14 protein-coding genes are annotated in these 12,249 nt (G+C 39.3%); 11 read left to right on the top strand and 3 right to left on the bottom strand.

Annotated features, from left to right (window positions below):
• The first annotated feature begins 149 nt into the window (after positions 1 to 149).
• Entirely contained in the window at positions 150 to 377 is a 228-nt protein-coding gene (locus ACRAD_RS07305) for a DUF2171 domain-containing protein (protein ID WP_005020120.1), read from the top strand.
• 1,080 nt (positions 378 to 1,457) lie between these two features.
• On the opposite strand, the gene arsC is transcribed toward ACRAD_RS07305, so the two are convergent.
• Positions 1,458 to 1,886, bottom strand: a complete 429-nt coding sequence (gene arsC / locus ACRAD_RS07295; protein ID WP_005026096.1) for an arsenate reductase (glutaredoxin) — start codon at positions 1,884 to 1,886, stop codon at positions 1,458 to 1,460.
• An 85-nt stretch (positions 1,887 to 1,971) separates the two neighbouring features.
• On the opposite strand from arsC, the gene ACRAD_RS07290 reads away from it, so the two are divergent.
• The gene (locus ACRAD_RS07290) at positions 1,972 to 2,286 is read left to right on the top strand and encodes a metalloregulator ArsR/SmtB family transcription factor (protein WP_005026093.1); all 315 of its coding nucleotides are present in this window, start codon (positions 1,972 to 1,974) and stop codon (positions 2,284 to 2,286) included.
• 61 nt (positions 2,287 to 2,347) lie between these two features.
• Positions 2,348 to 3,328: an ACR3 family arsenite efflux transporter gene (gene arsB, locus ACRAD_RS07285; protein WP_051005732.1), complete on the top strand. Its 981-nt coding sequence runs from the start codon at positions 2,348 to 2,350 to the stop codon at positions 3,326 to 3,328.
• A gap of 275 nt (positions 3,329 to 3,603) precedes the next feature.
• Here the strand turns inward: arsB and ACRAD_RS07280 are convergent, their stop codons facing one another.
• Positions 3,604 to 4,476, bottom strand: coding sequence for an NAD(P)-dependent oxidoreductase (locus ACRAD_RS07280; RefSeq protein WP_005026091.1), 873 nt, complete (start codon positions 4,474 to 4,476; stop codon positions 3,604 to 3,606).
• The gene (locus tag ACRAD_RS07275; RefSeq protein WP_005026090.1) at positions 4,473 to 5,579 is read right to left on the bottom strand and encodes an alpha/beta fold hydrolase; all 1,107 of its coding nucleotides are present in this window, start codon (positions 5,577 to 5,579) and stop codon (positions 4,473 to 4,475) included. Before ACRAD_RS07275 ends, ACRAD_RS07280 begins: the two co-directional genes overlap by 4 nt.
• Before the next feature lie 131 nt (positions 5,580 to 5,710).
• Between ACRAD_RS07275 and ACRAD_RS07270 the strand changes: the two genes are divergently transcribed.
• The 8 genes from ACRAD_RS07270 to ACRAD_RS07235 all read left to right on the top strand — a co-directional run bounded on the left by ACRAD_RS07270 (position 5,711) and on the right by ACRAD_RS07235 (position 12,212).
• Positions 5,711 to 6,898 carry an O-succinylhomoserine sulfhydrylase gene (locus tag ACRAD_RS07270; protein WP_005026089.1) on the top strand — a complete coding sequence of 396 codons (1,188 nt, stop codon included), beginning with the start codon at positions 5,711 to 5,713 and terminating at the stop codon, positions 6,896 to 6,898.
• Between the two features lie 27 nt (positions 6,899 to 6,925).
• On the top strand, positions 6,926 to 7,255 hold the full coding sequence (locus ACRAD_RS07265) for a YbaB/EbfC family nucleoid-associated protein (RefSeq protein WP_005026087.1): 330 nt from the start codon (positions 6,926 to 6,928) through the stop codon (positions 7,253 to 7,255).
• Positions 7,256 to 7,268: 13 nt separating this feature from the next.
• A complete protein-coding gene (gene recR / locus ACRAD_RS07260) occupies positions 7,269 to 7,865 on the top strand; it encodes a recombination mediator RecR (protein ID WP_005020133.1) in 597 nt (198 codons plus the stop codon).
• 311 nt (positions 7,866 to 8,176) lie between these two features.
• Positions 8,177 to 9,319 carry a ribonuclease D gene (locus ACRAD_RS07255; protein ID WP_005026084.1) on the top strand — a complete coding sequence of 381 codons (1,143 nt, stop codon included), beginning with the start codon at positions 8,177 to 8,179 and terminating at the stop codon, positions 9,317 to 9,319.
• A 128-nt stretch (positions 9,320 to 9,447) separates the two neighbouring features.
• Positions 9,448 to 9,759: a YcgL domain-containing protein gene (locus tag ACRAD_RS07250; protein ID WP_005020136.1), complete on the top strand. Its 312-nt coding sequence runs from the start codon at positions 9,448 to 9,450 to the stop codon at positions 9,757 to 9,759.
• Positions 9,760 to 9,793: 34 nt separating this feature from the next.
• Positions 9,794 to 10,138 carry a hypothetical protein gene (locus ACRAD_RS07245; RefSeq protein WP_016801309.1) on the top strand — a complete coding sequence of 115 codons (345 nt, stop codon included), beginning with the start codon at positions 9,794 to 9,796 and terminating at the stop codon, positions 10,136 to 10,138.
• 22 nt (positions 10,139 to 10,160) lie between these two features.
• Positions 10,161 to 11,012, top strand: coding sequence for an AAA family ATPase (locus ACRAD_RS07240; RefSeq protein WP_005020138.1), 852 nt, complete (start codon positions 10,161 to 10,163; stop codon positions 11,010 to 11,012).
• Positions 11,013 to 11,024: 12 nt separating this feature from the next.
• Entirely contained in the window at positions 11,025 to 12,212 is a 1,188-nt protein-coding gene (locus ACRAD_RS07235; RefSeq protein ID WP_005026079.1) for a vWA domain-containing protein, read from the top strand.
• Positions 12,213 to 12,249: the final 37 nt, after the last annotated feature.

Genomic DNA, 12,249 nt, shown 5'->3' with positions numbered 1-12,249 from the left:
TTTCATAGTCTGTAGCTTTTGTCCCTCTAAATTACCTAATTTAAAAATCTACTATATTTGATCAACATACAAACATTATTAATTTACACTTCAAATTTTGCCAGTTGCTATAGTGGTTTTTCCCTTGAATTAAATAATAAGGCTTAACAATGCAAAATATTAATGAACATGACGTAGTAATAGCTTCTTGTGGAACTCAAGTTGGAAAGGTAGATCATTTAGAAGGCCAAGATTCAATTAAATTGACTCGTAGTGATGATGAAAATAATGAGCACCATGTCATCCCGTTAAGCTGGGTTGCCAAAGCAGAAAATGGTGAAGTTCATCTCAATAAGAATGCTGAAGAGGTTCACCAGCAGTGGAAGACTCTTCAGTAAAGGGTCGATTCTTAGTAAGTCAAACATAGTATTGCATAGGCAATACTATGTTTTTTTAAATTTATTTATTCAAAATTTGTAGATCCAGCCCGAAATCTACTTTTCTACTTTTCTACTTTTCTACTTTTCTACTTTGACGTGCGGTATTTACTATCTGGTAAATCTGTACTGACCATTTGCTGGCAGTTTACTGTATTACTTATAAGTATAGCTTCTGATTCTTCTGGTTTATTGCCCGGCGCAAAAATATTGATATAAGCTAAATCACTTGTACTCGAGATCCTAAATTTTAATCACTGACCAGCTTTGGCCCGGAAGGTATATTAACTATTATAGTATCTTGTAAAGCTACCTCTATCTAACAGTTGCGTTGTTAATATCTTTTTTGAACGATAAAGATAATCTGGTTTTCAGCAGCTTTGAAACTACAGGCAAACTGCAAAAAGAAATAAAAAAGCTAGGAAAGCAGAACCTAAGTATTTATTAATAAATATCGAAAGTCATTCTTATAGTGATGTATGTGAATATTATATCGCCAGAAAAATTACTGATCTTTATAGGTACATGGGCTATAACTGATAAATATGTATTTATAGTCCGGCACTAAAGTTAAGAATAAAGGGAAATATTATTTAAAAACCGATAAAGGAAATAGAAATTATAAAACAGAATTATTTATATATCAGTGATATAAATTTCTTTTACTCTTTATATTTTTAACGTATAAGTATAAAAGCAAATTACTTAATAAAGTCACTGCGAATTACTACTATATAAGGCTCATTCAGATGCATATAAGGATTTTAATAACTTTATTTATAGGTATGAGCTGTTTTTTCTACTGGACATACAATACCCGGAATAATTTTTTCGGCAAAAACGATGATATAAAAAGAATTGCAAAAGCCTCTTTTTATCCTGATAAAATGAGCACAGGCAAGAATTTTACCTTTGTAAAAGTGGGACCGGATGACAAAATTATTCTTGAGAAAGTGGAATTCGCTCAATAACATTTTCCTCTGAAGAGCCCCTTGTGAAAAATTAAGTATTCACTTTGGTTTATTATATTGAACTTGAATTTTATCTCACTCTTTTGCCATTTTGATCAATTATTAATTCACCATCTTCTTTACTAAATGCCTTACGTTGAGGTGCGGACAGTATATCTAGCACTATTTCTGAAGGCCTACATAGTCTGGTTCCAAGTTCTGTGACGACAAAAGGCCGGTTAATTAAAATAGGATATTCAAGCATCAAGGTGATTAATTGCTCATCTGTCCAATGTAATTTATCTAAGTCTAGCTCTTTGTAGGGTGCTACATTCTTGCGTATGGCTTCACGTACAGTTAGCCCGGAATTCTTGATTAATTGAATTAACTCTGCTTTTAAAGGTGGAGTCTTTAAGTACTCAATAATTACAGGCTCTTGCCCTGTATTACGGATTAGGGCTAATGTATTTCTAGAAGTTCCACATTCCGGATTATGATAAATTTTGATTGATTGAGACATAGGTTACTCGATCTCTTTAGTATTGTTTGCCTTTATATATGGATATACGTATATTCGCAATAGTAAATATTTGAGATTTCAAAAGATGGAACAGACAGATTTTTTTAAATGCCTTGCTGATTCAACACGTTTAAATATTTTAAAATTAGTTATGAACAGAGAAAACGTATGTGTATGTGAATTTACGGCACAATTAAAATTAAGTCAGCCAAAAATCTCTCGTCATTTAGCCCTGCTTAGAAACTTGGGAATACTACTGGATCAGCGTAAAGGGCAGTGGGTATATTATCGCCTGAACCCTGATTTACCAAATTGGGCACATGATATTTTAAAAATAATAGCATTAAACCCGATACTTAATCCCTTAACTTCAAATATTCCGGACTATTGTGAAGAGTAATATTGTGCCTGCTAAAATATCATTTCTGGATCGTAATCTTACACTTTGGATTTTTATTGCTATGGCGCTAGGCATAGCTATAGGAGTGTTTTTTCCGCAAGTCTCTGTGAACTTAGATAAGTTAAGTATAGATTCAATCAATATTCCAATAGCTATTGGTTTAATTCTGATGATGTATCCACCTTTAGCCAAAGTCGATTATGCAGCTTTGCCAGAGGTATTTAAAGACAAGAAAACGCTAATTTTATCTCTAGTTCAGAACTGGGTTATTGCACCAGTTTTAATGTTTGTTTTAGCGGTTATCTTTTTACCTCACTATCCTGAATATATGACAGGATTGATTCTGATTGGTCTGGCACGATGTATTGCAATGGTTTTGGTGTGGAACGGCCTAGCTTGTGGCGATAATCAATACGTTGCGGCCTTAGTCGCATTTAATAGCATTTTTCAAATCCTATTCTTCAGTACTTATGCCTGGTTGTTTTTGACTTTTTTGCCACCTTATTTTGGTATTGCGGGGCAAGTGATCAATGTTGATTTTTGGACTATCACACATGCGGTACTCGTGTATTTAGGTATTCCATTTTTTCTTGGTTTTATGACTCGCTTTCTTCTAGTTCGGGCCAAAGGTTTAGCTTGGTATCGAAATATCTTTTTGCCAAAGATCAGCCCAATGAGTTTACTGGCTCTATTGTTCACAATTGTGGCAATGTTTAGTTTGAAAGGAAATGATGTGGTGAGCTTGCCGCTGGATGTTTTGCGGATTGCAATTCCTCTGATCATTTATTTTATATTAATGTTCTTTATCAGCTTCTTTATGAGCAAATGGATGGGAAATGATTATCCAAAAACCACAGCCATTTCTTTTACAGCTGCGGGAAATAACTTCGAATTAGCATTAGCTGTTGCAATTGCAACTTTCGGCTTGGCGTCACCCGTGGCGTTTACTACCGTAATTGGTCCTCTGGTTGAAGTACCAGTGCTCATTATACTGGTGAGTGTTTCACTATGGCTGAAGAAAACCTGCTTTAAAGAAAAATAATTATTCTGAATTTCTTAATCTGAAATTAGCTTTACTTGATATTAATTAAGTAAGTAAGGATTACTGTGAGATATAAATTATTATTCTCGAGTTGTGGAAAATAATGAAGAACCATTAGATATATAAGTCTAAAAAATTTTTAAAGATGAATAAAAATTAAAGACAATAAAAAGCCCCGAAAAAGGGGCTTTTTATCACGTTATATTTATAAGTTATGCCTTATTTACACCAAAAGTTATATCATTTTTATGAAGCTTTGCTTTAGGAAAATAAAATTATTCTAAAATAATCTTGGTCCAGGCTTCATACATTTTTACAGCAGCGGAAAAATCACTATCGGGCTCTGCTGTCAGATTTGCTGCCTGAATCAGACTTTGTGTGAGCGCAAGAAGTGGGGCAGGTAACTTTGCTTCATTAACCAGATCTAGTGCTATTCCTGTATCCTTTGCAAGCAAAGGTAAAGCAAAGGTTAACGGGAAACTACGGTTTAATATTCGTGCGGGCAGTGCCGTTTCAGTGATGCCACTTTTACCACTTGAGGCATTAATACATTCAAGGGCCTGATTCAGATTGACACCATGGGCTTTTAAAGTCGTAAAACCTTCAGCTACTGACCATAAGTTCACTGCAAGTAACATATTATTCACTGCTTTCACAGCAAACCCAGCCCCTGAGTCACCTACATGTTTAATCAGCTTGCCAAAGGTCTGCATAGCTGGCAGGGCACGATCAAATACTGCAGCATCGCCTCCAACCATTATGGTTAAAGTGGCATTTTCGGCACCAATAGTTTGACCACTGACAGGCGCATCTAAAAATTCGATGTCCTTTTGTTTTAAACTCATTGCCAGCTCTTTTGCTGCTGCAGGAACACCACTTGTACAGTCTATCCATATAGCGCCAGCTTTAATATTTAATGAGTCAATAAGCTGCTTCACATCCTGGCTGGTAGGTAAACAGGAAAAGATAATATCTGCCTGTACCGCCTGATGTAGATCTATTGCCTGTGTACCGTACTCAGTTGCATGCTGTTCAGCCTTTTCAAAGCTGCGATTCCAGACATAAACAGTATCAAAATGTTTGGGTAGATGTGCAGCCATGCGGTAGCCCATTGCTCCAAGACCAATAAATGCCACAGTTTGAATCATAATGTATCCTTTATTCTTGATGAGCGTTGTACCAGCCATTCGGTCAATTTTGGCCAGAATTCATTGGCACTTGCCTGGCTTGACATTAAACCGATGTGCCCTCCAGGAATAGCAGTAAACGAAACATCTGCACTATTTGTCAATTGGCTAAGGGGTTGAATAGCTGCTTCTGTCACAATCTGATCTGTGGTGCCGGCACCTAATAGTAATGAGGACTCAATATTTTTTAAGTCAATTAACTGATCTTTTAAATGAATAATTCCTGTTTTCAGTGGATTTTTAAGCCAGACTTTAAAAATCATATCTTTATTGATTGCCCCAGGATAATCATTCATATGATTTAAAAATGTCTGCACCGTAGTGTGTTCTCGCAGAAATTTTTCATTGTCTATATATTTAAATAACTGAATACAGCTGTTTAACCAGCCCGCCGGATCAATTATTTTAAACCCCAAGGCATTGATAAAACCTGGTGTATGGATCAGCCCCTCAGGAATATTTTCAATACTGTGCCTGATTTTTGCATGTCTGGTAAGTAGCTGATTTACTGTTTCAAATAGCCTGCCAATCCGACCCGAAGCGTAACTGTCAATTGGGCTACCTAAAATAATCAGATTTTTAACATGACTCTGTTTCGCCAAGGCACTGTAGAGTAAAGCAAAAATACCCCCCATACTCCAGCCATGCAGGGAAATTTTTTCACTCTGCGAATGTTCACAGACAGTTTTAATATAGTGCGGCAAGCAATCATCAATAAAAAATAGAAAATCGCGATATCGGTCCTGAAATGTGAAGCTTCCCCAATCAACCAGATAAACATCAAAACCTTGCAGCTGAAAATGCTGTACTAAAGAACGGTAAGGATATAGATCATAAATCGCCATATTGACTGCCAGCGGTGCTACAAAAACTAATGGCTCCTTGTAGCGTTTATGAGCGGCAGCATAATAACGCAGCTGGCTGCCATGATACTTGCTGATTACCTGAAAGGGTGTGGATTGGGAAAGAACCAATGACTCGGGGTTAAGTACACGGCGTGAAAGATGAAAAAATCTGGTCTTCTGCTGTCGAATTCTGGCTTTTAAGGTAAACATTTTTGGCATTCATTTCTCATTTCAAAAGATTTGTATGAAGACTAAGCGATAATTATGCATTTTACCTTGACCAGAAATACTCTCGACGCTCAAAATGTTGGCAATTTCTATCAAGGGCAGTCTTGCGGACTGAGTCAGACATGAACCAACCAGACGAACCAGATTATCAAATTGACACTTTAGCTATTCGCACTGGCCATACACGCAGTTTTGAAGGCGAACATGGCGAACCAATCTTCCTGACCTCTTCATTTGTTTATGCCAATGCTGAGGAAGCAGCAGCAAAATTCTCGGGTCAGATTCCAGGTAATATCTACTCGCGCTTCACTAACCCGACAGTTTCTATGTTTGAAAAACGTCTTGCTGCATTAGAGGGCGCAGAACGTGCCGTTGCTACTAGTTCGGGTATGGCGGCAATACTGGCTGTAGTCATGTCTTATCTAAAGGCAGGTGATCATGTCATCTGTTCACGTGCGGTATTTGGTTCTACTGTATCGCTGTTTGAAAAATATGTTGCCAAGTTTGGTGTAACGGTAGACTTCGTTGATTTAACAGATACAAGTGCCTGGAAAGCTGCATTACGTCCTGAAACACGACTGCTTTTTGTAGAATCACCTTCTAACCCACTGGCCGAGATCGCTGATATTCAGTCTCTGGCAGATATTGCGCATAGCAATGGTGCTCTACTGGCGATTGATAACAGTTTTTGTACTCCGGTTTTACAACAGCCTTTAAAATTCGGTGCTGACCTGGTGATTTATTCTGCTACCAAGTATCTTGATGGTCAGGGACGTGCTTTAGGTGGTGCAGTGGTTGGCGGTCATCAACTGCTTGAAGACGTTTTCGGTATGGTGCGTACTTTAGGGCCATCAATGAGTCCTTTTAATGCCTGGATCTTTTTAAAGGGCCTTGAGACATTAAACCTGCGTATGAGAGCTCATACGGCCAGTGCTCAAAAACTGGCTGAATGGTTAAAACAGCATCCAAAAGTTGAAAAAGTCTATTATGCCGGCCTGCCTGAACATATAGGCCATGAACTGGCAGCCAAGCAGCAAAGTGGTTTTGGTGGGATTGTTTCTTTTGAGGTAAAAAAAGGACGAGAAGGGGCTTGGAAAGTCATTGATCAGACCCAATTTATTTCTATTACCGGTAATCTGGGCGATACCAAGTCTACTATTACTCATCCGGCGACTACCACGCATGGTAAATTGTCAGCAGAGGCGAAAGAAGCAGCAGGTATCCGCGAAGGCTTGATCCGGGTTTCTGTCGGCCTTGAAGACATTGATGATATTATTCGCGATTTATCGCGCGGTTTAGATTTAATTTAGCCATTTAAATTTTTTTGGAGAGTAATAATGAATATTAATATGTTGATGCAGCAAGCCCAGCGTATGCAGAAGGATGTAGAAAGTAATCTGAAAAAAGCCAAAGAAGAGCTAGCCCAGATGGAAGTACATGCAGAAGCGGGTGGTGGGCTGGTAAAAGTAAGCATGACATGCCGTAATGTAGTAAAGCGTATTGAAATTAATCCGGACCTTTTACAGGATGAACCGGATATGATCGAAGACCTGATCGCTGCTGCGATTAATGACGCTGCCCGTCAGGCAGAAGCAATTTCTGAAGAAAAAATGAAGAGTGCCAATAGTGGTATGGGCTTACCACCAGGCCTGGCCGGATTATTTTAAGGATTAATATTACGTGTTCAGTGAACGCTTTGATCAGCTTGTACAGGCATTGCGAATTTTACCTAGCGTTGGGCCGAAATCGGCTCAGCGTATGGCATTGCATCTGCTTATGAAAAATCGGGAAGGTGCATCAGGACTGGCTCATGCTCTAAATGAGGCAACTTCCTATATTCATGAATGTAAAGTCTGTCATTCACTGACAGAAAATGAAGTGTGTGATATATGTGCATCTTCTGAACGTGACGAGCAGCAGCTCTGTGTAGTGGAATCACCAGCCGATGTCATGGCAATAGAGCAAAGTGGCAGTTTTAAAGGTAAATATCATGTCCTTGGTGGTCACTTATCTCCACTTGATGGGATTGGTCCAGAAGAGATTGGTATACCTTATCTAGTCCGGCGTTTGAGTGAAGGTCATATTACAGAAGTTATTCTGGCGACCAACGCTACAGTAGAAGGCCAGGCGACAGCTCATTATTTGGCTGAAGCTACCAAACATTTGCCTTTGCATCTAACTCGAATTGCCCAAGGGGTACCTCAGGGTGGTGAACTCGAATATGTAGATAGCCATACGTTAAGCCAAGCTTTACACAATCGGATGCGAATAAAATAAGCACTTATAAGTGCTTATTTTATTTGTAATGGTAAAAAAACTGCATTTTGTCGTACATTCTGTCACTGGAAAATAGATATAACTATGACAATATAAAAAAACTCACTGCTAAATAAGGCTAATTCCAAAGTAAATATAAAAAATCATCTAAAATATAACCAATCAAATTGATTAGAAAATAGTTAATACGTATTAATTCTATTTAAAAACATTGAATTAATAAAGATTTAGACAAAAGACTAATAGTAGAAACCTATATATAAAATAACCCTAACTTGTTAATATGAACAAAAAATTACTGTTGAGCTCCTATGTTTCAGTTTATCGAACAGCAAACTGATTTAGAAAAAGTGCTCTACCTCATGGATCAACATCCGGTTTATGCACTTGATACTGAATTTATTAAAGTCGATACCTTTTGGCCTAAACTCGGTGTTTTCCAGATTAATATTGCAGAGCAGATATTTTTACTGGATGGTACAACTTTAGACCTTACAGCTTTCTGGAAAAAAGTTTATCGGGCCCAGCAAAATATTTTTCATGCCTGTAGTGAAGATATTGATCTGATTTATCATTATGCTGGCCCTTATAGCCTAAGCAATGTATTTGATACTCAAGTTGGCTTGTCTTTTTTAGGCCAAGGTTTACAGGTAAGTTATCAGAATGCTTTAAAACTTGTGCTTGATATTGATATTGAAAAAGATCAAACCCGTTCTGACTGGCTAGCTCGACCACTGACGGATGAACAGCTACATTATGCAGCAAATGATGTGTTGTACTTGGGACAGTTAGCCGAACAGATTAAAACTGAACTTAAGCAGAAAAACCTGTATGAGTGTGTACTTGAAGACTGTAAGCACCTGACCCAAGAAATTGCTGAGGAAACACCCCTACATTTACTGTATCAGGATGTGGGCAATTACCGGCATACACGTCGCCAGCTTATGCAGCTTCAACATTTAAGTGTGTGGCGTGAGCAAATGGTTAAGGCACTTAACCAGCCTCGTAGCTTTATTCTACGCAACTCAACCATGATTGATTTGGTCGAGAAAAATCCACGTAATAATTTCCAGCTGGCAAGTATTAAAGATATTCGTGCCGGTGTGGTACGTGAATATGGAAAAGTTATTCTGGACTTGCTGAAATTTTTGCCTAAAGCAGAAGAGTGGCCATTACGTATGGCTCGTCCCATCAAACAGGCCTCAAAAACTACTGCCGAGCAGGTAGATAACCTGATTCAAACAGTTGTTGAAGAGACTAAAGTACCCAAAGAGGTTCTACTGCGTAAAAAATGGATGAATTCTTTATATCAGCATGTCGTCTTTCATGGAGATGAGCAGAATTTGCCAGACTATCTGCTGGGTTGGCGCTATGAAATATTAACCAAGCCGCTTATCCAGATTTTACAACAGGATGAAAGCTATTTATCGACCCAGATGAAAGTAACAAATTAACTAAATATGAATTGACGAAGAGCGGCATATTTAAGTAAAAACACGACTGATGCGTTAATGATGGCTAATGTAACCGTCGTCTTTTTCATGTATGCTTTGATTTGAGTTTTATGAGTTCTGTTTCAAAAATGCATTGTGATATTTATAGATCTAGTAAGAAAGATGAGATGTACCTTTATATTGCACGTCCTGATTATTCAGCCGAGTCTGACTCTTCGGAACTTGATCCGCTTGAGATAGTGCCTGAAGTATTACGTCATGCTTTTGGGCGGGCTACTTTTGTAATGCATCTTGAACTATCTGAAACACGCCGTCTGGCTCGGGTAAATGTATTACATGTACTCGATTCCCTACAAACCAAAGGCTTTTTTATTCAAATGCCTCCAGAAGGTTTAATTAACCCTAATGCAGTAGAACCAGAGGGCTTGCGTGGTGCTTGATCAATTTTCAGGAGTTTGGAACAGTTTACTTTCGATGCTCGATTCAATTCCTGAAGATAGCATCGCTGTAACAGTTTATGGTCTTGGTACATTAATTATTTTATGGTGCTGGACTAATATCGCAAGACGTATTCTAGCGCCGGTTGGAGCAATTAGCTGGATTATCGTTTTTGCAATTCTGGTCACCCCGACTGTTTCAGAAGGGCCAAATGCTTCCATTGCGCCAGCAACCTTTGGGCTGATCTTTGGTGTACTCACTAAAGAGTACCCGCTTGTCTGGTCCAATCTGGCGGCTATTTTGTTTGTAATTGCGCTTGGCCTGCTAATCGGGTATCTGTGGACACGTTATACGGCACCCAAAAAGACTTCGCCACTTTAAGTAATAAAAATAAGGTTTAATTATGTCTTTGGATTCTCAAAAATTTTCTGGTACAGAGCAATATATTGCCACTGAAAGCCTTAAACTTGCAGTAAATGCGGCCCGTATTCTGCAAAAGCCGTTACTGGTTAAAGGAGAGCCAGGAACAGGCAAAACCTTGCTTGCAGAGCAGGTAGCAGCGAGTCTGGGTTTAAAGTTGATCACCTGGCACATCAAGTCGACCACTAAAGCGCAGCAGGGATTATATGAATATGATGCGGTATCGCGTCTGCGTGACAGTCAGCTTGGTGATGACCGGGTATACGATATTGCAAATTATATTAAGCCTGGGAAACTGTGGGAAGCATTTACCAGTGAAGAACGCTGTGTACTGCTGATTGATGAGATTGATAAAGCAGATATCGAATTTCCAAATGACCTGTTGCATGAAATTGATAAAATGTCATTTTTCGTATATGAAACGGGTGAGACAGTCACAGCAATTCAGCGTCCGATTGTGATTATTACTTCAAATAACGAAAAAGAATTACCAGATGCATTTTTACGTCGATGCTTTTTTCACTATATTGAGTTCCCGGATGAAGCTACCATGCGGGCTATTATCAATGTCCATTTTCCAAATATTTCGGCTACTCTGGTCAGTGAAGCCTTGCAGATATTTTTCAAGCTACGCCAGATACCAAGCTTGAAAAAACCACCTTCAACTTCTGAACTGATTGACTGGTTGAGCCTGCTGATGGCTGATGAAATGCCAGAAGATATTTTGCGACATCATGATAAGTCTAAGGCAATTCCGCCTTTATACGGTGCCCTGATCAAAAATGAACAGGATGTGCAGCTTCTTGAGCGTCTTGCTTTTATGTCACGACGTTAAGAGGCTCCTGCTATGTTCGTGCGGCTGTTTTATACATTACGCAAATATGGAATACCGGTGACTACCCGGGAGCTGATCGATTTAAATCAGGCAGTTGCGCAAGGGTTAGTCTTTGCTGATGAAGAAGTTTTTTATCAGCTGGCACGGATGATCTTGGTCAAGGATGAACGATTTTTTGACAAGTTTGACCGTGCCATGAAGGACTATTTTGATGGGATCGAAAGTATTGATCTGGATGAGTTGTTAAAACAGGTTCATAAACTGCCAAAAGACTGGTTTGATCTGGAGCTGCTTGAAAAACATCTTACTCCTGAACAGCGCGAAGAACTCAAGAAAGCAGGCTCACTTGAGGAGCTGATGAAAATGCTTGAAGAGCGCTTGCGTGAACAGCATAAAAAACATCAGGGTGGCAACCGGATGATTGGTACAGGGGGTACTTCTCCGTTTGGTGCTTACGGTGATCATCCTGAGGGAGTCCGTATCGGAGGGCCGGGGCGAAAGCGCTCAGCAGTTAAAGTGTGGGAACAGCGCAAATACAAGAACCTTGATGATGAGCAGATCCTTGGTTCGCGGCAGATGCAGCTGGCATTACGTCGTTTACGTAAGTTTGCCCGTACCGGTGCTGCCGAAGAGTTAGATATTGACGGTACTATTCGTGAGACAGCCAAGCAGGGGATTCTGGATGTACAGATGGTACCAGAGCGTCGTAACCGGGTTAAAGTATTGATGCTGTTCGACGTGGGTGGTTCTATGGATGCCCATATCAGTGAATGTGAAAAACTGTTCAGCGCCGCACGTACCGAATTTAAAACATTGGAATATTTTTATTTCCATAACTGCCTGTATGACTATGTCTGGAAAGATAACTATCGGCGTTCCTCAACCCGTATGGAAACGCAAGAGCTGTTTAATACTTATGCCAGAGATTATCGTGTAATTGTAGTTGGCGATGCCAGCATGGCACCTTACGAACTCAGATCGGTTGGCGGATCAGTTGAATACATGAATGATGAAGCGGGTGAAGTGTGGCTAAGACGCCTGCGTCAGCACTTCGATAAAACAGCTTGGCTGAACCCGGAGCAGGAAAGTTATTGGCATTATACTCAGACTATAGCCATGATTAAGGAAATTTTTGAAGATCACATGTATCCAATGACGCTTAAAGGAATTGAAGAGATGACCCGCTATCTGGCACGTTAATCTCCCTGTTTAAAAATGTATACAAGCTGGAACTTAT

The organism is Acinetobacter radioresistens DSM 6976 = NBRC 102413 = CIP 103788 (assembly GCF_006757745.1).
GTDB classification, from domain to species: Bacteria; Pseudomonadota; Gammaproteobacteria; order Pseudomonadales; family Moraxellaceae; genus Acinetobacter; species Acinetobacter radioresistens.
The sequence above is the reverse complement of the archived record's forward strand: the minus strand, read 5'-3'. Positions and strand labels throughout refer to the sequence as shown.

Bases quoted from the DNA above. Each gene is read 5' to 3' on its own strand.
- ACRAD_RS07305 (WP_005020120.1), top strand. From the start codon at position 150: ATGCAAAATATTAATGAACATGACGTAGTAATAGCTTCTTGTGGAACT.
- arsC (WP_005026096.1), bottom strand. From the start codon at position 1,886: ATGTCTCAATCAATCAAAATTTATCATAATCCGGAATGTGGAACTTCT.
- ACRAD_RS07290 (WP_005026093.1), top strand. From the start codon at position 1,972: ATGGAACAGACAGATTTTTTTAAATGCCTTGCTGATTCAACACGTTTA.
- arsB (WP_051005732.1), top strand. From the start codon at position 2,348: ATGGCGCTAGGCATAGCTATAGGAGTGTTTTTTCCGCAAGTCTCTGTG.
- ACRAD_RS07280 (WP_005026091.1), bottom strand. From the start codon at position 4,476: ATGATTCAAACTGTGGCATTTATTGGTCTTGGAGCAATGGGCTACCGC.
- ACRAD_RS07275 (WP_005026090.1), bottom strand. From the start codon at position 5,579: ATGCCAAAAATGTTTACCTTAAAAGCCAGAATTCGACAGCAGAAGACC.
- ACRAD_RS07270 (WP_005026089.1), top strand. From the start codon at position 5,711: ATGAACCAACCAGACGAACCAGATTATCAAATTGACACTTTAGCTATT.
- ACRAD_RS07265 (WP_005026087.1), top strand. From the start codon at position 6,926: ATGAATATTAATATGTTGATGCAGCAAGCCCAGCGTATGCAGAAGGAT.
- ACRAD_RS07255 (WP_005026084.1), top strand. From the start codon at position 8,177: ATGTTTCAGTTTATCGAACAGCAAACTGATTTAGAAAAAGTGCTCTAC.
- ACRAD_RS07250 (WP_005020136.1), top strand. From the start codon at position 9,448: ATGCATTGTGATATTTATAGATCTAGTAAGAAAGATGAGATGTACCTT.
- ACRAD_RS07245 (WP_016801309.1), top strand. From the start codon at position 9,794: ATGCTCGATTCAATTCCTGAAGATAGCATCGCTGTAACAGTTTATGGT.
- ACRAD_RS07240 (WP_005020138.1), top strand. From the start codon at position 10,161: ATGTCTTTGGATTCTCAAAAATTTTCTGGTACAGAGCAATATATTGCC.
- ACRAD_RS07235 (WP_005026079.1), top strand. From the start codon at position 11,025: ATGTTCGTGCGGCTGTTTTATACATTACGCAAATATGGAATACCGGTG.